At 37.6% G+C, this 22,137-nt stretch carries 33 protein-coding genes; 20 read left to right on the top strand and 13 right to left on the bottom strand.

Annotation, left to right across the window (positions count from 1 at the left end; translation table 11 throughout):
• Positions 1–288: 288 nt before the first annotated feature.
• From IEW93_RS06500 to IEW93_RS06440, 14 genes are all read left to right on the top strand, one after another.
• Positions 289–486: a hypothetical protein gene (locus tag IEW93_RS06500; RefSeq protein WP_188738159.1), complete on the top strand. Its 198-nt coding sequence runs from the start codon at positions 289–291 to the stop codon at positions 484–486.
• A 17-nt stretch (positions 487–503) separates the two neighbouring features.
• Entirely contained in the window at positions 504–674 is a 171-nt protein-coding gene (locus tag IEW93_RS06495; protein WP_188738156.1) for a hypothetical protein, read from the top strand.
• Between the two features lie 11 nt (positions 675–685).
• On the top strand, positions 686–907 hold the full coding sequence (locus tag IEW93_RS06490) for a hypothetical protein (RefSeq protein WP_188738155.1): 222 nt from the start codon (positions 686–688) through the stop codon (positions 905–907).
• Between the two features lie 25 nt (positions 908–932).
• Positions 933–2,018, top strand: coding sequence for an AcrVA2 family anti-CRISPR protein (locus IEW93_RS06485; RefSeq protein WP_188738153.1), 1,086 nt, complete (start codon positions 933–935; stop codon positions 2,016–2,018).
• A 51-nt stretch (positions 2,019–2,069) separates the two neighbouring features.
• A complete protein-coding gene (locus tag IEW93_RS06480) occupies positions 2,070–2,402 on the top strand; it encodes a hypothetical protein (RefSeq protein ID WP_188738151.1) in 333 nt (110 codons plus the stop codon).
• Positions 2,403–2,476: 74 nt separating this feature from the next.
• Positions 2,477–2,740, top strand: coding sequence for a hypothetical protein (locus IEW93_RS06475; RefSeq protein WP_188738149.1), 264 nt, complete (start codon positions 2,477–2,479; stop codon positions 2,738–2,740).
• 11 nt (positions 2,741–2,751) lie between these two features.
• Positions 2,752–2,955: a hypothetical protein gene (locus IEW93_RS06470; protein WP_188738147.1), complete on the top strand. Its 204-nt coding sequence runs from the start codon at positions 2,752–2,754 to the stop codon at positions 2,953–2,955.
• Positions 2,956–2,965: 10 nt separating this feature from the next.
• Positions 2,966–3,469: a hypothetical protein gene (locus IEW93_RS06465; RefSeq protein ID WP_188738145.1), complete on the top strand. Its 504-nt coding sequence runs from the start codon at positions 2,966–2,968 to the stop codon at positions 3,467–3,469.
• Between the two features lie 72 nt (positions 3,470–3,541).
• The gene (locus tag IEW93_RS06460; RefSeq protein WP_188738143.1) at positions 3,542–3,754 is read left to right on the top strand and encodes a hypothetical protein; all 213 of its coding nucleotides are present in this window, start codon (positions 3,542–3,544) and stop codon (positions 3,752–3,754) included.
• 30 nt (positions 3,755–3,784) lie between these two features.
• The gene (locus IEW93_RS22250; RefSeq protein WP_268237042.1) at positions 3,785–3,910 is read left to right on the top strand and encodes a hypothetical protein; all 126 of its coding nucleotides are present in this window, start codon (positions 3,785–3,787) and stop codon (positions 3,908–3,910) included.
• A 17-nt stretch (positions 3,911–3,927) separates the two neighbouring features.
• A complete protein-coding gene (locus tag IEW93_RS06455; protein WP_188738141.1) occupies positions 3,928–4,182 on the top strand; it encodes a hypothetical protein in 255 nt (84 codons plus the stop codon).
• 10 nt (positions 4,183–4,192) lie between these two features.
• Positions 4,193–4,405 carry a hypothetical protein gene (locus IEW93_RS06450; protein WP_188738139.1) on the top strand — a complete coding sequence of 71 codons (213 nt, stop codon included), beginning with the start codon at positions 4,193–4,195 and terminating at the stop codon, positions 4,403–4,405.
• A gap of 9 nt (positions 4,406–4,414) precedes the next feature.
• Entirely contained in the window at positions 4,415–4,588 is a 174-nt protein-coding gene (locus tag IEW93_RS06445; RefSeq protein ID WP_188738137.1) for a hypothetical protein, read from the top strand.
• An 85-nt stretch (positions 4,589–4,673) separates the two neighbouring features.
• Positions 4,674–4,889, top strand: a complete 216-nt coding sequence (locus IEW93_RS06440; protein ID WP_188738135.1) for a hypothetical protein — start codon at positions 4,674–4,676, stop codon at positions 4,887–4,889.
• Between the two features lie 44 nt (positions 4,890–4,933).
• Here the strand turns inward: IEW93_RS06440 and IEW93_RS06435 are convergent, their stop codons facing one another.
• From IEW93_RS06435 to IEW93_RS06420, 4 genes are read right to left on the bottom strand one after another with little or no spacing between them, the layout of a single operon-like run.
• The gene (locus tag IEW93_RS06435; protein WP_188738133.1) at positions 4,934–7,090 is read right to left on the bottom strand and encodes a helicase C-terminal domain-containing protein; all 2,157 of its coding nucleotides are present in this window, start codon (positions 7,088–7,090) and stop codon (positions 4,934–4,936) included.
• Between the two features lie 2 nt (positions 7,091–7,092).
• Positions 7,093–8,127: a hypothetical protein gene (locus tag IEW93_RS06430; protein ID WP_188738131.1), complete on the bottom strand. Its 1,035-nt coding sequence runs from the start codon at positions 8,125–8,127 to the stop codon at positions 7,093–7,095.
• A 14-nt stretch (positions 8,128–8,141) separates the two neighbouring features.
• Positions 8,142–8,774 (bottom strand): hypothetical protein, encoded by a 633-nt coding sequence (locus IEW93_RS06425; protein WP_188738129.1) that lies wholly within the window; start codon positions 8,772–8,774, stop codon positions 8,142–8,144.
• Between the two features lies 1 nt (position 8,775).
• Entirely contained in the window at positions 8,776–9,441 is a 666-nt protein-coding gene (locus IEW93_RS06420; protein WP_188738127.1) for a hypothetical protein, read from the bottom strand.
• 108 nt (positions 9,442–9,549) lie between these two features.
• Here IEW93_RS06420 and IEW93_RS06415 point away from each other — a divergent pair, with 108 nt between their 5' ends.
• Complete coding sequence (locus IEW93_RS06415; protein WP_188738125.1) at positions 9,550–10,257, top strand: Csf3-related protein; 708 nt, start codon at positions 9,550–9,552, stop codon at positions 10,255–10,257.
• A gap of 100 nt (positions 10,258–10,357) precedes the next feature.
• Positions 10,358–10,966 (top strand): hypothetical protein, encoded by a 609-nt coding sequence (locus IEW93_RS06410; protein WP_188738123.1) that lies wholly within the window; start codon positions 10,358–10,360, stop codon positions 10,964–10,966.
• A gap of 695 nt (positions 10,967–11,661) precedes the next feature.
• Here IEW93_RS06410 and IEW93_RS06405 read toward each other — a convergent pair.
• Entirely contained in the window at positions 11,662–12,693 is a 1,032-nt protein-coding gene (locus tag IEW93_RS06405; protein WP_188738120.1) for a tyrosine-type recombinase/integrase, read from the bottom strand.
• A 151-nt stretch (positions 12,694–12,844) separates the two neighbouring features.
• On the opposite strand from IEW93_RS06405, the gene IEW93_RS06400 reads away from it, so the two are divergent.
• From IEW93_RS06400 to IEW93_RS06390, 3 genes are all read left to right on the top strand, one after another.
• On the top strand, positions 12,845–13,147 hold the full coding sequence (locus IEW93_RS06400) for a hypothetical protein (protein ID WP_188738118.1): 303 nt from the start codon (positions 12,845–12,847) through the stop codon (positions 13,145–13,147).
• A gap of 88 nt (positions 13,148–13,235) precedes the next feature.
• Complete coding sequence (locus IEW93_RS06395) at positions 13,236–14,045, top strand: DUF2726 domain-containing protein (RefSeq protein WP_188738116.1); 810 nt, start codon at positions 13,236–13,238, stop codon at positions 14,043–14,045.
• A gap of 62 nt (positions 14,046–14,107) precedes the next feature.
• Positions 14,108–14,788 (top strand): ankyrin repeat domain-containing protein, encoded by a 681-nt coding sequence (locus IEW93_RS06390; RefSeq protein ID WP_188738114.1) that lies wholly within the window; start codon positions 14,108–14,110, stop codon positions 14,786–14,788.
• A gap of 52 nt (positions 14,789–14,840) precedes the next feature.
• Here IEW93_RS06390 and IEW93_RS06385 read toward each other — a convergent pair whose 3' ends face one another.
• On the bottom strand, positions 14,841–15,641 hold the full coding sequence (locus IEW93_RS06385; protein WP_188738112.1) for a hypothetical protein: 801 nt from the start codon (positions 15,639–15,641) through the stop codon (positions 14,841–14,843).
• A 474-nt stretch (positions 15,642–16,115) separates the two neighbouring features.
• Between IEW93_RS06385 and IEW93_RS06380 the strand changes: the two genes are divergently transcribed.
• Positions 16,116–16,655: a hypothetical protein gene (locus IEW93_RS06380; RefSeq protein ID WP_188738110.1), complete on the top strand. Its 540-nt coding sequence runs from the start codon at positions 16,116–16,118 to the stop codon at positions 16,653–16,655.
• A 54-nt stretch (positions 16,656–16,709) separates the two neighbouring features.
• On the opposite strand, the gene IEW93_RS06375 is transcribed toward IEW93_RS06380, so the two are convergent.
• From IEW93_RS06375 to IEW93_RS06345, 7 genes are all read right to left on the bottom strand, one after another.
• Positions 16,710–17,567 (bottom strand): hypothetical protein, encoded by an 858-nt coding sequence (locus tag IEW93_RS06375; RefSeq protein WP_188738108.1) that lies wholly within the window; start codon positions 17,565–17,567, stop codon positions 16,710–16,712.
• Between the two features lie 20 nt (positions 17,568–17,587).
• The gene (locus tag IEW93_RS06370) at positions 17,588–18,205 is read right to left on the bottom strand and encodes a hypothetical protein (protein WP_188738106.1); all 618 of its coding nucleotides are present in this window, start codon (positions 18,203–18,205) and stop codon (positions 17,588–17,590) included.
• Positions 18,206–18,273: 68 nt separating this feature from the next.
• Positions 18,274–19,413, bottom strand: coding sequence for a hypothetical protein (locus tag IEW93_RS06365; protein ID WP_188738104.1), 1,140 nt, complete (start codon positions 19,411–19,413; stop codon positions 18,274–18,276).
• 123 nt (positions 19,414–19,536) lie between these two features.
• The gene (locus IEW93_RS06360; protein ID WP_188738102.1) at positions 19,537–19,857 is read right to left on the bottom strand and encodes a hypothetical protein; all 321 of its coding nucleotides are present in this window, start codon (positions 19,855–19,857) and stop codon (positions 19,537–19,539) included.
• 13 nt (positions 19,858–19,870) lie between these two features.
• Positions 19,871–21,103, bottom strand: coding sequence for a hypothetical protein (locus IEW93_RS06355; RefSeq protein ID WP_188738100.1), 1,233 nt, complete (start codon positions 21,101–21,103; stop codon positions 19,871–19,873).
• A 58-nt stretch (positions 21,104–21,161) separates the two neighbouring features.
• Entirely contained in the window at positions 21,162–21,755 is a 594-nt protein-coding gene (locus IEW93_RS06350; protein ID WP_188738098.1) for a hypothetical protein, read from the bottom strand.
• A 62-nt stretch (positions 21,756–21,817) separates the two neighbouring features.
• Positions 21,818–22,135, bottom strand: a complete 318-nt coding sequence (locus IEW93_RS06345) for a hypothetical protein (protein WP_188738096.1) — start codon at positions 22,133–22,135, stop codon at positions 21,818–21,820.
• Positions 22,136–22,137 lie beyond the last annotated feature (2 nt).

Below are 22,137 nucleotides of genomic sequence, written 5' to 3'. Positions count from 1 at the left end.
ACAGATTTAGAGCAATACAGCCCGATAAAAGAATGGTTTATTGAGCGCGGAATCAGGAAGCAATAAAGGCTAAAGTCCTTAAGGAAAATGAGGCAGAACATTAAACATAAACACACATCAGAATATGATATCAAGTTATGCAAAGCGCATTAAGTCAGATGTTACTTGGTTAGAAAAAAGCTAGATGAGGCAAATTGTCTATTAGAAAGAATTTATGCCTCGGGTGCTGATTTGAATGAGTTAGAAAAACCAGTGTATGATTATCTAACTAAGCGATAGGAAAAAACGATGGCAGTCTTTGCTAAAAATCTCAATAAACAATGGCGTGAAGCGTTCGAATATTATGAACGAATTAGCGGTTTTGAGCCTTTATTTCAAGAAGAAATAGACTCTGGTGAATGCGATGTGGAAGATGCTTGGTCAAGGAATATTAAATTTTTGGAAGATGTGCTTGCTGATGTTTCACACGCTAGACCGCCACAATAGTTAATAAAGGAAACACCATGATAACAGAAGCAACGAATATGATTTTGAAGTGCCCTGATGACACATTAGAGGGAATAGCAGAACGCTCATTGTATGAACTTCAAAATCGAAAAAATAAAAAACATCTTGTGAAAATGAAGTCACTTATTGAGCACCTTTTGGGTGAGCTTGAACACGATTTAGCTTAAGAGGAAACAGCATGGGATCAGTGAATAATGAACTCGAAGTGCAAGCAATTGAGTATAGCGAAGATTGCAAAACGGCTGTAGTTGAATGCCCTGAGTGTAACGAGCGGCATACTCATAATGCTTCATCTTGGATAATAAATAACGATGGTATTTTTTCTAAAACGTGTTGGTATGGGTTTACCTGCAAATGCGAAAGAGACGTCATTTTTATGCTGTCTTTTGAAAACCAGTAACAAAAAACTTTAGGTAGGAAATTATATGAAAGCGAATAGCTATCATCCAATGTGGTATCAACGTAATAGGCCATACGCCAAATTCAGCAAACAAACAGTAATTAGCCATGGGTTTACGGGGTCAGCTATCAATGAAATCCAAGGTCGTATTGGTAGGGAGTGGAATACTGCCCTTGATGTGAAAAGGGTAGACAAGGATGACGTTACTCTAGACATTATGCCTGAAATCAGCTTGGCCTTTTATTATGGTGCATTTGCAGCAAATGGTTACAATTTATTCTCGTTTACGAATACTCTTGGTGAAATGTTGGCTAACACATCTGCTGCCGATATCCCCATTAGCGCATTAAAATCTCCATATCCTGTTTATTTTATTCAGTTCCACAAACCAATTTATTGGGGCAAGCTCGAAATTACTGGGGCTTATGTAATTGATGAAGAAGCAATCCCTGTGCTTCAAGTTTGCCTTGTTATAAAACCGATAAGTGAAACAGCTCATTGGTTATCTTCACCTTCGGGCTACTTTTATTTGCCATTATCGAGAGATTCAGAAGAATCGCTTGGTAATCTAATCGATAAGACTATCGATGCCGAAATTGTGAATAAATGGAAACACGCCACCAATTCAATGCCAATCCTAGATGTGAATGTAAAAGACATTCGAGGACAAAGGGCTAAACGCGAAACTATGGATCTCAGTAGTGCGAAAGTCTCTATAAAAGAAGCAATGGGATATGTGGCGAACTGTCTATGCTATTTATCAACACATGATACATTCGAAAACGAATTGCCTACGGACGCTCCACCCGCCTTATTGGAAAAATTGGCAACAGCTAAAACAGATAAACAGAGGCATAAAATTCAAAGTCAATTAAAGTCTATGGGATATTTACCTGTGACTTATGTAAGAATTAAGGCCGATGACGTTAACGAACGAATGGAGATACGAGATTCCGTCGATGCTGGGCGACGACTGCATTGGCGTCGAGGACATTGGCGAAATCAGCGTAAAGGCAAGTCTCTTTCAGAAACACATATCATATGGATTAAACCAACATTAGTTGGCGAGGGGGTTGCACAGGATATAGCACGTGAGTACCGCATAAGTTAAATCAAACACGGAATCCTGTCGAGTAAGTGAATTAGCGTTCTAGGATAATGCATGACTTCAAGAATTTATATAAATGGGAACAATAACATCGTTGCTGGTCGCAACATCGTTATTAATAATGGAAAGGTTATTGTTGACGGTAAAGATGTAACTCCTGAAGCAAAGGTAATCACCATTACTGTTGATGGAAATATCGAATCTTTGAAAGCTGACGCCTGTTACCAAATTAATGTATCAGGCAATACTGGTAACATTCACACACAATCTGGTGATGTTAAATGCGGCAATGTAGGCGGCTCAATTAGCACTATGTCTGGTGATGTTGAATGTGGTTCGATAAACGGAAGCGTGTCAACAATGTCAGGTGATGTAAGCCATCGTTAACAAGAAACTACTTCGTACGGGGTACAGTTGCATCGACAATATGGCGAAATGTAGGTTACATAAGAGCGATATGTATGGCTATTACATTCTATAGGGTCAAAGAGGGTGAGTTTGTGCGTTTGATGGAGACTCAGACTATCACAAAAATTATCGCGCAAGAAAGTGCAGATTTACCAATGAAGTTTCACGTAGTTGGTATCAACCCTAAAACTGAAATGGCTTACGCAATTAGGCATGGCCGAACGGATGAACTGAGAACCTGGAGGCTCGATAATTTAGGTCAATTTTTAAAGCCTCTTCAAGTCAATTCTTGGGAAGTCCAGTTTAAATATAAATGATGGGAAATAGCATGACTAAATACATAAAAATCACAGAAAAGGAGTTCGCCTTGCTTCATAGTGCAGTAGAAGAAAAAGTAAGTCTCAGTGAGGGTGCTGACTGTAATGATTATATAGCTGAAACAAAAAAGACAGTTGCAGCTATGAATCGAATAATAGACCGTAATGGTTTAAAACAAGGTTTTAAAATTGACCGTAAAAATCAAATTATTTAATGGGATACATATGACGGACAAATTATCACATGAAATGACATACGCAAGCACAAAGGATGGTATGTCAAATGATAGACCAACAATGTTAAATGAATACTTAGCTCATATTAATACCGATAAAGATATATGGGATCAACGCCTAATACACTTTATCAACGGCTTGCCCCCATCCTTAGTCGATGAGTGTCTAGCTAAGAAACCCAATGCTTTGTTAACAGTCTTTATTATTGATGATTTGTACTTGTTTGAATCGTCCAACAACAATATTGAAATATCAAATTATTTGAATACTGTTCAAGGCTTTAACGGTTCGATTCCTTTTCATAAAGCAGCTCGCATACAACATTTACAAATGTTATTTCCATTTGCGTATTTTTTAATGAATATCACAGAGGGTAATCTTAAGGCAGGAAACGATACTGCTTGCTTTCACTGCATTAAAGAAGTGCTTGAAATTATACAAACAGAAGTGGGCCTTGAACTAATCACAAGCCTTGGAGAGGATTACGTATGAAGCATGATAATTTTGACAATCCCGTATATAAAAAGGTCGCGGGTTAACAAAATCGAAATATAGGAAATAGCGATGAAATTTGCATTGGGAATAATTGAAGATGGTCAAGCAATAGGTTGGGACGAAATGACCGATCAAGACCATGCTGTAAAAATAGCTTGCGAGCGGTCGATTATTAATACAAAAGTGCATTGCATTATGACTGGTGAAAGTGCAACAGATGAAAATGGTGAAGTAATTTTTATAGTGATTGGTGGTCATTTTTACAAGCCATATGATCTTTAATGCAGCATAAACCGACTGATGGGAACTAGCATGGAACTTATAAAAAAAGGTGTTATAGCTGTTGTAGTCTGCATTTTAGCGGCAGTTTTACTAACCCCCTTAGTACAGAAAGCTGTAGAACAACATGATGAAATAAATGCCACGGGTAATAACTGAATAGTAGGAAATAGCACATGGCATTTGGAAAGATAATATTTAACAAAAAAGGTCGATGGCATTGGTGTAGTAGTGAGTTTGATATTGTTTTAGAACTCAAGGAGAAGGATTTAGAAATGGAGTGGTTTACTGCTGAAATATTTTATCCTGACTTCCCTGATTACGATACTGGTATGCACAAAGTTGAGGTAAAAGAATTGCTCTCCAAACCTGACAAGTTAATACCGTTAATTATCAGTCCTGAATTGCGTGAAAAGCTCTTTCGACCATAAAGGAAATAGTATGACTCAAGTACCAACTGATGTGAGCCGCCCAATAGGGGCATTGCACACGCTGGATTTGGCTGTTTCAATGCTAGACGGTTGTAGCGTTCTCGGTGAAAAAGACCAAGGCGCATTAAACAAAATTGTTAGACGATTGATCAACATGCGTGACCGACAACTGAGTGTTGCTGACAGAGCATATTCAGATTTACTTAAAGAAGTTAACCGATAGGATACAACGATGAATAAGAAGTTCATTACTGTCGTTTTCGAATACGAGGATGGGGCGGAACTTCCAGCTCGAATTACCGCCGCATTTGCTAAAAACGAAGCGTTTCATGGCGTGAAAATTTCAGCGGTTTCACTTGAGGATGAAATTACTCGCGTAGAACAACTTGAAGAGCAATTGGCTTAATAACATTCCGATAGGAATTAATTTGTTTATGGACTTGAACACATCATTATCATTTGGTGAAGCGAATAAGGTAGGAATTAGCATAATGTCAGAGTACACATACAACGAAATAAAAAATATTCGTACATCATACGAGGTTGAGAAAATTTACTCTACAAACAAAGGGTTTATCGGGCGAATTCCTGAAGTTGAATATAAGCAAGCTGATGGAACTTGGCGTAACCAAGGTTCGCGTTGGTTGATTAATGAAGATAATGTTCAAGTGATTATGGATAACGGCTTTAAGTCCGCGACTGTCTAAGTGATTTTTGTCAGCAACTCGCAAGTTAAGCACAATCTTTGCCATTATTTTGCTTCACCATTAATATTGATGATGGTCCCGTCCTCATTATCAATCAGCACCGTTGCCATTTTCCACGCGGAAACATGGTAATCGCATTTTAGAGAGTCTTTAATACAATAAGCTCGAGTAACAGGCTTGGTACCTAATGTTTTACTCCATTTGTCATTGTTACTTTTTTTGACTCTGGGATCGCAAAACATCAATCGACCTGAATCGCCATTACGTCGAATAATCCTACCTATGCCTTGAGCCAGCTTTCGTTGAGTGTCAAATCTTAACTGCTTTTGAATAATGTTTACTGCTACTTTTTCACTGATACCACTAGACGAAAAATGGTTGATTTTCTGTTTTTGAACATGCCCTAAGTTTATAAATGGTATGCGGGAAATAATAAGGTTTGCGACTCGTTCATCAAACCCCTCCCAAGCAGCACAGGTCACTAGGATGCCAGAGTTATCATTTCGAAATTGATTGACGTAATCCCGCAATGGGAAGCCTTGTTCATGCTCAATAGGGGTGAGGCCACCAGCGCGTAAAACCTTAGCTATTTCGTAAGATTCATCATAACTGCAGGTCAATATCAAGGTTCGTTTGCCACAATCTTGTAGCGCTGGTAGTTTGATGGCTAGTCTGGCAAATTGTAAAACTCTTCGCAAAAATGAATTATCATATTTCACTTCATTCGATTCGTTTATGTAAATAGGCTTTGGGGCTGAATTGGGTGATAAAATCATTGAGATTCGACCAAAACCATTAGCTTTAAACACTTGTTCTGATAATAAAGTCGCTTTCTTTGACTTAATTGCAGCAGATGTCCCACTCATTAATTTAAATGCACTAAAATCAATTGCGTCGGACGTTAAACTAAGCGTTGCTGAAGTAAAGAGTATTTTTTTGAAAAACTGAGCATTATCTTTTGTTTGCCCAAATAGTTTTGCAGTTAAATAACCCGTGTTGATGGGCGCGATGACTAAGCTTGGGGAGGCATACACCGGTGACCAGGTGATAGTCGGCACAGCGATACTCTTTGAGGTTTCGTTAATCGTATTTATGTACCAGTACAATTCATGATGGATGCTCATCAAGGACTGCAGGCTGTCATAATGAACAGTTTTCATTGCTGTGGTATTAGACAGTGTTTTAGTTAGTGATTTCTCTAACCTGCAGATGGATTGAATAATTTCTGTGTGTTGCGAGTTCTCTTTTGAAATAGCGAGAGCATTACTAGGGTTGTCATGAGCGATATCTGCCAAATAATCGAGCGTTTGGGTGTAGTGTTCAAACACTTCATGAAAATGAATACTACTATTAGCAAGCGTTTCAAAGTGCTTATGATGCACAGCAAGCGAAAAACCTGATTTAAAAATAGATTCTGCGGCAGCACCAATTTTATCAGCCTCATCTATAACTAAATAATCAATCGCCCTTTCGTCATTTAATATTTCAGCACCAGTTTTTATGTGCAACATGAGCATGGCTTGAGTTACCACGACGACATCAGAATTTTTTGAACGTTTTACATCGCGTATATAACATGTCTTCTCTGTAGATGGATGATATGGCTTAATTGATACATCCGATTTGTCTATGTCAAATGGCAACGCAACCGAATTAGATTGATCAAGATAATCACTGTATCTACCTGTGTGTGTGTTGATATCAAAAAGTTCGTGTTCTTCATTTTCACAGACAGACAGCCAATCGAAAAGATGTTTCAGCTTGGCGAGCTCAGCCGGTTCGTCATCAGGTGGATTATCTAGATAAAATCTCACACTTTCTTTGTTAAAATATTCATCCGAACCAAATCTAACCGCGACGGTAGGGCTCCTTGGTAATATAGAAGCCATTTTCTGTATAATGACTTCAATATCTTCTTTCAATTGATGCTGCAAATGCCGTGTAAACGTTGCTATAGCAACCCGTTTGCCATTTATAACAGAATGGCAAATCAGTGGAGTGAGGTATGCATAGCTTTTCCCAACACCAGTCGAGCCTTCGATGATAGCAACCTGTGTTTTTTCTTTGTCGTCTATTAAGCTAAAGAACTCACAAGCTGCACCTGCAAATTGACTTTGAGCCTTTCTATGCTGCCCAAATAAATTGGTTCCAGCGCCACAGTCATTAAATGCATTTTCGACAATTTGCAGGATATCACTCATTATTAAATGATCTCCGCGAAATTAAACACCTTATTTGCCTTTGCCGAGCGATATTGCTCTAATGCCGCTTGCAATAGCTCCCCTGAGACTTCCAGACCGACATAGGGAATTAAAGTAACTTTACCTATTTCTGATAGCGGCAATTTATACCCTGATGAAGATACCGTATAACTCATTTTTATTTCACCGCATCCATTCGCTTTTTTTCCACCAATAACTGGGTTGAACGCGAAATATTCCATCGCTTCTAATAGAAAGCCAAGCTGGATTAAATTGCCGTCGGTCACTTCTAGTCGCATTGAATGGTCTAAAATATCGCCGCCTGGAATGGCCTCGAATCCAGGAAGGGGCATTTGAGTGCTAACGCTCTTGAACTTCTCCAGTTTCTTATCTAAAGCATCTAACAGCTTCTTTTGCTGGTCCTTTTCTAAAGGAGTGGATGCATTTAACATGCTTGAGAGCACTGATTTACGCTGTTTCTTTAATTTTGATGCCTCACTTACGTCAGCCGTATTTTCAAGAAACTCAGTGATGTTCGCTTCATCCAAAATGGCCAACATATTAGGGTCACGCAAAAAATCATCAGAACGAACCCCATCTATAACGATAGGTGAGTTATGTTTAGCAATTGCATGATTCACCGACAACCTGCCTGCAACAAAGGGATCTCCGGCGCCAAATAGACCTACAATTAAATGCTCATTATTAATGGTGTCATAGTCTGCTGGAGACAATCTATCGGATTCTCCTTTGCCTTTGGAGCCGCCTGTGCGATTAAGTTTGTGCGCTTTTAATGACAATGGCTTATCGCTTTTTGTCTTCTCTTGCTCATACAAAAACGCAATATCAGCTGCAGATCTGCGAAGAGTACCTTTGATTGTCGCAGAGTTGATAGATAAGAACTGCTCTCCATGCGAAAAAATACGGGTAACAGGTGTAGGTTGTCCAGAGCGCACACTGCTAGCCAACGATGGTGTTGCACTGGCATAGGGCTGAACAGTTTCGATATGACCGGTAAAGTGGATAATGTTATTCATGGTTCAATTCCTCATTATATTTCGCTAAAAGGTGCGACTAAAACGTTATGTATAATTCGATAGTGATTACTGCCTGCAAACACGGCCATTCCAAAACCAAACCCCTTGCGTTTTCCAAAACCTTGTGAGTACAACTCCATCAGCACTCGTTTTGATGCTGATACTTCTACATACGCATAAGCCTCATTTATTGAGGTGTGTCCCTTTGAGCTGTAAGCAACCCCTTTTTGTAAAACATCAAACCGAGTAACGTTAATGTTCATTGATAAGCATTTCTCAATAAACCATTTCTCTATGTCATCGCTGGATTTTACTGGGTAGAGGCGATCAGTTTTTTTTCCTGATGGTCCGTTATGAATACCGCGACGTATTGCGGGGTTAAGCCGAATGAAGAATGAGGTATGAATTGGGTTAGTGGTATTAACATTCATAAACTCACATTGTTCTGGTACCGGGTTCATAGACTCTTGCAGATTTGGCAGTTCCGCTCTAACTAAATAAACTTTACGATTACCAATACTCAGTGTGGTAAATAAGTATGGGGTTCGCATATTGTCGATACGGTTAATGGCATTGTTTAGCACAAGAAGGTGATCTAAATACGTATCATTTGAACTAGATTCTGCAAATAGAGATATGCAGTGCATATTATTTGCCTTCTCTCAAATATAAGTTGGTAATGATTGCCTCGGGAGAACCAGGCAATGGAAGTAACTTAAGTTCGTTTAGTGATAATAAAACTGGGTAATTACTGGTTAGCTTGACCATTCTCTTTAAGTTGGCTTCACTGATAATTTCAAATTGCTTCTCGTTATTGAGGCTCAAAAATTGATTGAAATTAGAACTACTTATACCTGATGACTTCAATGAAGGTCCAATCTCTTTGCATTGTCTCACATTAACACGCATGGGGTTCTGCCCGGTGATCCAGACGACAGTGCCCTTACTGATCTTAAAAGATTCAGTTTTATTGGCTTTTGATTGGACAATTAAGACAACCTCACTTTCCATGTCGTAATCATCAACTAAAAAACTTGCTAATAAATGGTGTCCATCTTTTTTAACATCAGGTGTAAGGACCCGTACATTTGGTACTTCAGGAAGTAAAATATCACCCAGGACAATCGAGCGGCCTTTTTGTATGATAAAAAAGGTATCTTTTTGCTTTAAAGTAATCGCATTGTTTTTAGTGAATTGTGGAACAGGTGTGGATAGGAATTCGTTGACAGGATCGTGTAAGAGTTCTGCGTTGATATGCGACTTCAAATGAGTGATTAAGTTTTCATAGATGAATTTTTCAGTTTTCAAATCCATTGTCTAATCCCATTGTTAATTTACCAAAAGAATAAATTATATAAGGCTATTGTTCAAGCCTCATAAATTAGTTATCTTAAATGCGTCAAACACATCTCGGGTGAATAAATGGATAACCTAAAAATCACATTAAAATTTCTGACTCCTGTGATCGCATCTGAGCCAATTCACATAGATGCTGTTCTCGCATACGCGAAATTCAAACACACCAATGACCTAGATGCGGCGCATAACCGTTTGCCAATCAAGAAAACTAACGGCGTATATCACGCAAGTGCCTTAAGGCTACAAAGCCCTGCCAGAATAGTGAAGGCCGATTTTAATGGGTCGCTGCGTCCTCAAGATATGAATACGCGCCTATTTGCGCCAAACGCACTTAGAGGAAGTAAATACCTATATATCGACACAGCTAGAGGCGAGCATAAGGCTGAATTAAATAGCTACATCGCTTATGAGTCGTTGCATTCAACTGGCTATTTTTTTGTCGTAGGCGATAAGGACGAAATAGAAACATTACTAAATACGTATGTTTTTGGTATCGGAAAGAAATCACACGCCGGATTTGGTCAAATAGAGTCAATCAGTATTGAAATCATAGATGAAGATAAGTCGATTTACTGCGATGAACTAGGTGTTATGCGCAATACACCTATGCATGTTTTCAAAGAACTCGGTTATAAAAAAACTTCGATAGTAGATAGCGAGCTTGCTACTTATTTTCCCCCATACTACAAAACCGAACCTGTTGAATGTGTTGTACCTAGCTCACTTTTTTATGATAAATTATTTGAAGTCGCGGTAGATGATTTCTTTTAATTCGCTTGTTCACGAGCATTAAAATAAAAGCATAAACTATATGCAATTCACCTGTTTACGGGTTTGTTTTTAATTATTTACGCGACAGAAGAGGCTTTAAATGGAACACTATATCGTTACGAATGTTGATTTTTTTTCAAAATCTGAAAAAAAGCAGGCAATTAGCGCGATCATTGCAGCTGTTCACGATATAAATCACAAAAACAGCCACCCAATTGCTCTCACATTTAACGCAAACGTCGATTTAGGTGAAATAGACAGCATAACTAAAATTGGGCTTGTAGGGGAAGAAAACTCACTAATCCAGGCCAATTCATCGAGATTAGCGCTACTAAATCAAGATTTAGGGATTATATTCACAACCCCTAAAAAATTTGATGGTGATGAGCCTCTAATCTATTTAAGATCTAAACCTGAATTGGACCCCGCAGGATATCAGGGACAGGTAAAGAAAAGGGCTATTAATACGGCTAAAAGATTAGCGCGATTAGGTACCCCAGAAACAGTTGCACAATTGCATGCTAAACATATGACAAACCTATTCACATTACAAAAAACAACTCCTCACCTTAGAATTAGACAGCGGTCTAACAGTAATGACAGGCTATTTAACCTTTGCATTATAAAGGTTCCAGAAATTCAACCGGCACATTGGAGTCGAAAAGCTGACATCTACGGACTAAGACAAGTTGTGCGACTACTAAATTAACCATTCATTTTTTAACTTGATATAAGATATTGTTCATAAAGAAAATTCTCAATACTGTTGTTTCCTAGGTATAATATCGAAACATGACCTAACCACATGTATTAGTTATCTTTATAGTAAATAGATTGCTGCTTAGCGCCGAGTGCGCGATTGAGAATAGATTAAACACTCAAAACGCGGTCAAACGGCCGCTTAGCGCCGAGTGCGCGATTGAGAATAGTAACAGGGCGATATCCAGAAGATACAGCGAGCTTAGCGCCGAGTGCGCGATTGAGAATTTAATGAGTTTTTTAACAGCTGGGGTGAGTTTGCTTAGCGCCGAGTGCGCGATTAAAAATGAAATCGTTCCCTACACACCAAGCAAATCAACTTAGCGCCGAGTGCGCGATTGAGAACGATGCTAATGACTATCGTAGTGCTGAAATGACTTAGCGCCGAGTGCGCGATTAAGAATATATAGGATGTCTGATGAACACGAAATCAACTTAGCGCCGAGTGCGCGATTAAAAATGAATTCGTTCCCTACACAGTCAAGCAGATTAATTAGCGCCGAGTGCGCAATTGAGAACGATGCTAATGACTATCGTAGTGCTGAAATGACTTAGCGCCGAGTGCGCGATTCATAATAGTTAGCAAGAGACGACTGCACATATGCATAGAGCCTTAACGCCAGGTGCGAATACCTATCAAAGTTATTATCTTCGCTTTATATAATTTTGCAATGTTCGAGGGTCTTTATGACCTGTACGCCCCATAATGTACAGATCTGTTTTATCATTTTCTGCTAGTTGTGTAACACAACCGGATCTCAAAGAATGAGCCCCTATTTTCGATACCGGTAAGCCTGATTTGAGTGCATAATGTTTTATAAGTCGGTAGATGTCATTCCCACTCATTATTCCGCGTGTTTTCCCAGTGTCCTCATCAAAACCGTATTCCCGAATTGTACGCTTATCACGAGAGATACTTCTGAACAAATGGCCATCAGTAATACCAGATTGTTCTATCCAATTTTTAACGTAATCATATGCCGCAAAATGCTCATCTACGGGCAGCTCCTTCCACTCACGCTCATTGTTCTGGTTAGCTTTAGAAAACTCGATATCAACATGAAGGGCGTTGCGACGAAATGAAAGATGCTTAAATTTAAGTGCGCACAGTTCAGAACGTCGAAAACCACCTTGCAATCCCAATGTTAATATTGCTTTATCACGAATAGCTTTAAGTGAATTATCAGGCCCAATGGCATCAATCAAGCGTTCTAGATCAAAATACATTATTGGGTCTTGAGTTGTATTTTTCGTGTCACGACCGCGAACTCTCTTTAGACCATCGAGAGCATCAATACAAATTTGATGGTCTGTAGGTGAGGGGAAACCATTCTTTATATGGAAGTATTTAATTGCGGCAAGCCTAGTTGCTATCGTATTAACTGATAGCAACTTCCCATATTGGCTTAAGCAATGGTTTGCTTGATAAGAGATGAATACAACTATGGTTCGAGGATCTGCAGGTAAGGCCTTTGCACCCTTATCACTGCAAAATTCAAAGAAAGGCTTAATATTGCTTTCATAAGTTTCAATGGTTTTAGGTGAGCGCTTGTTGTTCAATAAAAATGAAACAGTATCAGCATATTCATTGAATGATGATGGTAATGTGTCTTCAAAAAAGAAACCTTCATCATCTTTTAAAGTGACTTTGCCACTGTATTTAGTCATCTTATTCATTTTTCTTCACCAAACCTATATTTATCAGTTTCTTAAGACTACACCTACGTATCATAAATGCAAGAGTTTAAAGAAAAATCTTTAATAATAGCCAAAATGCAATAACTGATATAGTATTTGATAAGTACATTTTTATGATGGAATTGATTCTATGACTGAACTAAAAACTTCCGATGTTGCTGATACTATGCTTCATCATGGTGGATATTTTACAGCAAAGACCCTTGGGCAATTGCTTAATATTGACTCAAAAAAGGCGTCTGGTTATCTATTTAATGTTAGAAACGCAAAAAAGTATGAGGTTGTGGATACCGGTCTTCCTAACCGGATGGTTAAAGTGATTTCGATATCTAATCGAACAATTAGCAAAAATGAGTTATGGCGTATGGCACTAGGACTAAATAACAATGCGGTAAATAGACCTCAAGGTCATGGCATAACAAACAGATCGTAGTTAGGTAAGGGCCGAATGAACGAGCCCAGGTAATGATGTACAATAACAATGATAATAAAATCAGCAGTAATATTACGGGGATTGATCGATGGAAGTGTTCTATGCACTGATTAAAAAAAAGGATTGGTCCGATATTTTTAGGCACGTCAATAAACACAAAGACTACGCCAAAAAAAATCCAATTGAGTGGGCAAATATCTGCAACATATTAGGTGAGGAATTCGTCAGGTATGCGTCCAATGAGAAGCCAGTTCTAGTAAAGGATCTATGTCAAAAGTACCTTATTTTTGTATCGCATAATCTCTTAACGCTCAGGGATGACCTTCATATACAGGTAGAAAATATTGGTCTAGAAGCGACATTGATTGAAGACTTTAATGCAGTCCCAAACTACTTGAAACTGTGCTCAAAGAGTGAAAAGGTGCTTAATTATAAATGGAAAAAGAAAGTTAACCCAGAGACTAAAAAGCCATCAAAAACGGTTAAATCACCGATGATTCATTGGTTAAGCCCACTATTTAAAAGTGAGCAAGAGTTGTATTTCTACCAAGCTCTGAGGGATATTTACCCTAACTTATTTATCTACCCCAACGTAGCACTTAAAAATATTTTTGATTACGACCAACTAAACTCATCACTAACTAAACCTGAACAAGATTTCTATTTTAAAGGGGTAGTTGATTTTGTTATTTACGAACCTGACGGGTTACAGCATCCACTATATTTCTTCGAGCTAGATAGTAAATATCACGACACTGAAACTGCGAAGTACAATGATTCGTTAAAAAATGCAATATTTGATGCTGCTGGTATAAAACTACACCGGGTTCGATTAGATAGTCGAACGCTAACACCAAAGCATGAATTCAAACAGATTATAAAAGGCTTATTAGGTTAGTTTTAAAAGCAATTCAAACACATAAATGCATTAGCAATACCAAACAAACTGAAGGAAAAACAATGACTAATAATGACAATCAAGCTTTAGACCCTCAAGCTTTAGACCCTCAAGCTTTAGACCCTTCAGTATTAAGGGGTGCGTTGTATAATAAAAATCACGACCCAGCAACTATAAAATCATTGCTTACGGAATATAAAACAACTCCATATCAGGTTAATCTCATAGCTTCTAAAATGTGCTCAGTTGGTGACTTAAACAACCTTAAAACAGCAGCGGAGAAGGGTATAGATCTCTTGTTTGATAACGGTGATTTCGTTGTCGAAGCTGCTATAAATGGTCATATTGAGGTCTTAAAATATTTAGTAGAAAACCTAGGCGCTGACGTTACCGTAAACAATAATGCTGCTTTGAGATTTGCTTCAGGTCGGGATAACCCTGAAGTCTTGGGATACTTATTGGAGAAGGGCGCCGATATCCATGCAGATAATGACTGCGCGTTGTATTGGGCTATAAAAGATGGGCAATACCAAAATGTAGAAGTATTAGGCATGTTTGGTAAATTTCAAGACGGACACGGCCATCCTTTGGATGTACAAAACTGGACCCTAAATGAAAAGATGCTTTGCCACATTATGGCGTTAATGATTGACATTAACGTAGTAGACCAGACAAAAAATGTTGTTATTGATAAGGAGTTAAGTCAAGCGGCAAATGACTCAACCATCAGTAACTCACTGTAAAACAGGCTCATTAAAAGCAAACTTTGCCACCTATTTGATGTGACGTTAACCACTAAATCGAAAGAACGTTCGATGGGTTTTTATATTCGTTATGCGAAAGATATGATCTGATCTCATCGTGAGACGGAATAGGGAACTTATTTATTAACAAATTCATAGCATTTCTGACTCGCTCGTCATTCAACGGAAACCAATAATTTAAAAAAGCAAAATCGATATTTCTCCTTTGAATAGTCGAATCTATTAATTCATCCGACTTAGGAACTAAATAGCGGCAGCCCTTCAAATTCTGTGTTACGTCCATGAAATGTGGTGCATTCTTGAGTACAGGATCTTTCACATTGAATCGAGTAATGACAGCAACACCCATGTCATGACATGCATAAATCGAGTCAGTTACTTTATAGACAGGATCGGCTAAATTATCGTAAAAATAGAAGGCCCTAAATATCCCGTTTTTCTGAGCATTGGAAATGGGAACGTTATTGGTATCAGGGTTATGTCCATTAGTTTTTCGTGATGTAAAAACAAAGTCATCATTGAACAGCTGCTTCCATCCACTAATTCCTGATTCTGTGCTTCTATTAGTTGACCTGTATGATTCGGTACGATAATAGTATTTTGGATTTGTTGTACTATGTATATCAAATACTTCAAAATTTTCAGATTTAGCTAATTTCTTCATATATTCAAGAACTTGGTCAACATCTAAAGTTCTGAGTAAATATTGTACATCATCATTAGCAAAATTTAGTTTAGACTCGCAAGCCGCAGACAACGATAGTTGTTTGTTGAAATTGACACTTTTTTTGCTTGGACTAAACGCTGCCATCCAATCATTTAAAATCCCCATTACAAATCCTTATATAGAAAAGTCGAATCCGATTGAGTTTTGAATAAGTGCATTACGATGTCAAGTTCCCAAAAATCACTTTTACTACGGGCAATCTTTTTTGTCCAACTTTCACTTTAAGAGCAAACATAATTGTCTCTGCACAAAAAACCTAAGCTATAAAAATTTCGCCTACTCTACGTCCCATAAGTCTCATTATGATACGTAGAAAAAATGAGGCGAAAATCAAAAGGCATGCAATAGAATGGTTGCACATTTTTTCACAAACTAAAAATGCCAGTATAAAATCCCACAAGAAATGACGTAGCGAACAGATGCAAAATTGATGCTTAAAGTCACTTTAAGTCCGTGCCTTATTGATAAAAAGACGCCAACCATATAGAATGGTTGCACATTCTATTAAGATATTGCTGCTCACGCCCCTATGTTAAGCAATATTCACGTAACACCATCTCTTAGGTTGCAGGTTGAATTATGAGTAAAGCAAATAAACCACAATGGAAATATCAGTATATAACCCCGACTTCGGGCAGAAAGCTTTATTTGTTAGCACCTGATGAATTAATAACAGCTGCACCAATTATTAAAAATACTTTGAGATTAAAATACGATAGTAAATATATTCCTTTAAAACTCTTTAGGACTATTTCACAAAAAGAAATGGAGAACAGAACCATTGAACTACAAAGAACCTTGCGGGAATTTAATAAACAATACAAGAACGGCTTATATCAAGAGTTTGTGAATAATGATATTGAGTTGGAGCTGCATATTGTTACTGTTGTTAATATGTACTGTAACCAAATATTCTCTGACGATGGTTGGAAACATATTAGAAAACAGATAACTCAAGCTAACAAACGAAAAAAAACGACAACTGTTGTATTGGATGAAAGCACTTACATTATGTTGAGTCAATATATGGCTGATCAAAAAATAAAAGTACATACGGAGGCTGTACACCAACTCCTTGTTGATGCCAAGTTAATCGAAGATAAGTTTGAGGTTTTGTAAAAATTAAAAAAGTACGCCATATGCACTATAATTAATAAGTAGCTTTGTTTGAAACTAATGCGTTAGAAAAATCAGGGTAAGAGTTAATATAAAGGTAACGATTTGGTAGAATGACAATTTCTTACAAGTCTCTTTGTATTGGTCATCAGGTTTGCTAAGCAAACTATTGATAGTGTTATTTTGATTATATGCTTGCGACTTAAGGCTATTAGTAATTGTTAATAGTTGCATAGCATCTATTTCAGATACTTTAGATAGATTGTAATTTGTTTTTAACTTATTTACAGAGTCAACGAAAAACAAACCATTACCATCGTTATCGACATCAACCTGAAAGCCTAAATTACGATAAAAGTAATCTCTTATTGACTGACTTTCCTCATTAGATGCATCAACACCTGACAACTTTCCACTGGACACAGAAAAGTCAGCGTATTTCTTTTTAATGATGTCGATCAACTTAGACATACAGTAAGATCCAATACCAAGACCTTTGAACTTGTTGTCCAGCATGCCTAAGTTACCTGCTGGGCCAAACCGAATTGTTTCTTGTTGTTTATCAATTAAAATCTGAAATTGGTTTTTTAAGTAAGAAAACTCAAACACATCGTTGGTACCCCAATTCTCAACGCGCACCCTACCCTCGTCATTAATTTCATTATTACTAGAACCGGCATAAGCAATTCTAATACGGATTATTTCTGATTCCAGGTCTTCGTATTGTTGTAGCTCGACTACAAATACTGTCGAATGCGTAAGGTTACACCCAGCCCCAAGCGTCACTAAGTTGCGATGCTCAGGTATAACACCCGACAAATCAATGACCTTACCATTAAGTGAAGAAACCTGAATTAACCATTTAGGTGCAGGGCCAGATTCTAATTTTTTTTCTAAATCTATTTCACAAATCATAATCGGAATCCAAAATGTATTTAAAAATCACCCATCCCACTAGAAAAAGAATCACCCATCCCACTAGAAAAAGAATCATCCATCCCACTAGAAAAAGAATCATCCATCCCACTAGAAAAAGAATCATCCATCCCACTAAAACTATTACCTATACCACCAAAGTTAAAACTATCAACAGCCCCATATGGCGTCCCAGAAGCATCCAAATCAGCACTAACCATTAACAATCCTGTGGTTGGATTTATCTCGGGGTAATTCGTAATATCTTCTTGGAGTTTGATCAGGTTGCCTTCAGTTGAGGTTATGTCAATATCAGCGATATTACCTATGGAACCTATGGAACCTATGGTGCCTATGGTGCCTATGGTGCCTATGGTGCCTATGGTGCCTATGGTGCCTATGGTGCCTATGGTACCTAAAGCACCTGTTGTATCAATAGCAGACTCTCGAATTATACCGTTGACTGGATCGACTCTACTTGAGAGACTATGAGAGTATTCATCCATTTGATTGTCATTGCCACATGGTTTGCCACGTAAACTTGGAATATCAGTATCTCCACGGAGCCCATGCCAGATAGTTTTAATTAATGAGATAATAATCACTGAAAAAAACATAAATAATATAATTTTAAACATAAGTGCCACCTTATTGCATAAACTCAGGCTAATATATTAGCGAAAAAATAACTTAATAACTTAATAACTTACAATGAATTCGACAGTCCCAATATATCATGGCCTTTATCAAAATCTTTACCGGAATCGTCTATTTGTTCGGTTACATTTATATTGATTGACGAACAAGGCTTTAAATTAGATAAATTTTCTTGATTCATATCTATAATGTTAGCTAGGTATATACACTCTTTATATTCGTTAATTTCATCCCGATGATTTTTGTTAAACAGAAAAAATGCTAAATGAGAATCGAGTTTTTCTTGACCAAAAGCGGGATGCTCTGTCGCTTTAATATAAAACTTTATACGCTGAACAAGGTCTAATTCGTTAAATTTTAGAGTTAAAATTTGATGCATTGATGATAATGATGACACATTCACACCGTATTCTAGTGAATCAATGCATTCTACTAAGATTGCCATGTTATCCAGCAATGATTTACTTAACGGCTCCTGAACCTCATCAGCTCCATAAAGTCGAGCAACAATGCCCTCTTTAACACTCGTTTTACTAAATGAAGAAATATAATTACGCATCGAGAATGCGTCTCTTGTTTCTAACCGACTTAGCATGCTTGTTAAATGAGACTTGTTTCTTACCTTGTCTTCAGTAAAGCCATTTTCCAAATAATCAGTAATAAGTCGCTTGAATGAAAGTACCTGAATTACAATTGGTAAGTCATTAATTGATCCTGCATTTGTAGGCTTGATTGGATAATTTAACAACTTCCATGCTGAAGCATTGTCAGCACTGACATTGCTGATCACTTTGACCAGAGGGTCGATAACTTCAAATACGTCGTCTTTTAAATATAACGGTAGGACTGTTTCGTTATTTGATTTGAACTCACTTGACACACCTAATACTTGGCCAGAGTTCACGACCGTTGTTAGTCTAGAACCATCAGGATAGGCCAAAGTTGCCTCAAACACTTTATAATGACCATCTATTCGATTTTCATCGTAAATTGTCATAGTGATGACAGCGTTATCACTATGGTCGGAATAAACCGCTGGGTAGAGTTGCTTGAGTGTATTTGAATGATTGGAGGCGAGCAGCAATGGTAAACAACCTAAAAATGATTCTTTAACTTTCGTGAATTCCGAAGACAAAGAATCGTATTCTACATATGCACTTTTAATAATGTTTTCAAAATAACCATTCACCACAAAACCTTTAGAGTACCTGTTAAGTACATTTATCATAGCAGTTGACATGTTTGGTTAAAAGTTATTTTAATGAGACATCAATGCAATAATACATATAACCAGTAGCATTAGTAGATTTCGTTATAAAAAGTGAAGTTCATGGTGTTTTTCACTACGGTAAATATGCTGTTTGTTGGTTTCGGTAAGTTGACCTTGAAGGGACTCTCCAGTTACATCATCTATTATTTCTGCACGATTTACTTGATACTCAATACAATCAATAACACCGTCATAGATTAATTTTTGCTTGTCTTTGAATTTGGTTAATACTTTAGCATCTAGCCCGTTAAGGTGTTTATTTATTAAGTTAACACCTTGCATCACAGACCTTACCACTCTGATGGCTGAGTTCTGTTCCACGTCTCGAATATCATCTAAGTCGAATTCAGGAAGACTTAACATACACATACCACCATTAAATTGAGTTGCTAATCATTGGATTTTCTGACTTTTGTTGAGCATCACTCTCATATGTCATGAGATTGTCTGAACTGATAATTGCTTCGATATTATTTGCAAGGGAAATTGCTGAACCATATTCTTGAATTACATCCTTAGAATACTGAATCGAATCAACAAGTGATGGAATTGACGATACCAGATTATGTTCTATAAATGCCATATATTCATGCACATAATTTTCTAAAGGTTTATCAGAAAAATATTCTAAAGTAATAGCCTCAGCTAATTCGTATACATGAAAATGATTGCCTACACGCTTGCCCATGTCATCAACTAAGTCAAAAATATTTGAAATTCTGTCACATTCTTCTACGCCAAATTTTGCCAAGGTAATGGGTGGCTCACTTGCTAGCACATCGCTTAGTCTTTCCACGAAGGCAAAGTTTTCTTGATTGGCTAAACTAGGAGCGGATTGCATGGTCGCAAATTTTGAGAGAAGGTCTTTAACTTCAGTTAAGTTTTGCTCAATACAACCCTGTTGGGCGTCTAAATATTCTTCATATTCCGATTCATACATACCATACGGCTTACCTTCAATGTAAAAGTAGCCTCGGCAATTGTTGCCCCTAGGACTAAATAATTCACTAGGAATTTCCAAATTAGACAATGATGCATTACGAAGTGAGTTAAATAAATCAGCTTTTAGTTCCGGGAAGCAAGCTGAATATTCATCAACCGAAAAACCCCACTGATTGCAGCAAATGGTAAGGTTAGAACTACTAGGAGTAACATCTATCGTCAGGGATAATTCGCAATCATAATCATCAAACCTCATCGTATATTGAAAATTATTTGGTTCGTTATGAATGCAATAATCTATGGCATATAGCAGTTCGATTTTTGATTCAGCAAAAAGCCAACACGATAGCGCTGCACAGTAATCTCTGGGTCTGAAATCCAGGTTAAATTGTTTATTAAGCTTTTCTGTTTGCTCCAGGCTAAATATGTGGTCATCGCTCGTCTCATCCCAATTTGAATCTAAGTAAAAACCTGACCCCTCAAAAAATGACTCATGACCCAATTCGGCCATTTTGACCGAAAATACCTTGATCAATTCTCCCGGCATTGTTTTTACCTGGTCTTCGAATATGTGCTTAACCGTTGATAATGCTGAGAACAGCTCGAATTTCAAACTTTTTTCGAAAGAAATTAATTTTGGTATGTTTAGGTTCGGTTCATTTAACATATAGTTTCCATCATAAAAATAATACAACGGTTTTTAATCACATAGCACAGGTCGTGGTTTAGTAATCCAAATAATTTATTAGTCCAACCTCATCTTCTTCAGGGCCATAGTAATCAAACCAATATTTATGGTCTTCCCAAAAGTCATCCTCAAAATCACCAACTTTATACCGCTGTGATTTATACATACAATCTTCGACACTGTAGTGATAAACGTAACGATAATGCACTTCCCCAGCTGGGCAGAAATCATCTGATACAAATTGACTCGCCATTTCTTCGCGGTCAAAATCACGCTCCCACTCCTGCTTTAACATCTGATACTTAATTCTTTTGTTAAATACACCCTCAATTCGAGAAAGAATCTCTTCAGCCGTAAAAACCTCTAATATCCATTGATATAGCAAAGAAATCCCAACAGAATTACCGCCGCTGCACTCTAAGCGTTCAAAACACATCGTCAACATCACTGATATATGCCAATCACGCTCTTGTTCATTAGCGCTTTCTATAACAAAATTTAATCTTGGCCTGTATGTGCCGGTGCCTAAGTAAATAGGCATGCCATTTTTGTAGCAGTAATGTTGGTACATGAGATCGGTAAGCCCAACTGTAGCGAGAGCGGCCTGATTAACTGATACACTGTGCTTCATAATGTTGCGAGCCTCATTAGAAAGCCCGAAATGAAAGAATGAGGGCTTAGCAGGTGAAATGTTTAGTATTTGCTGTTATTAGCATTAAATAAATGACCGTTATTTAAATCAATTTTAGTAAAGGTCACTAACGATGAAATCTCAGATGAGGCGCCAAATGACGTGCCTTGCATAATAGGGATTAAAAATTTTCGTATGTGTTTTTTTAATGCCTGCGGGTCGTCGATCATAGCTAAACAATATGTGTCACTTAGGTAGTTAAACGTAAACATCTGATTTGTAATATTGTTAAAGATCGTCATTGACACATCTTCAGGCTTTAAGAATCGAGGTATAAAGTCGAGATATGCAGACTCATTAGGCATACCAAGTTCACTCACCA

Source organism: Shewanella inventionis (genome assembly GCF_014641855.1).
Taxonomy (GTDB): Bacteria; Pseudomonadota; Gammaproteobacteria; order Enterobacterales; family Shewanellaceae; genus Shewanella; species Shewanella inventionis.
This window is presented reverse-complemented; position numbering and strand designations above follow the sequence as displayed.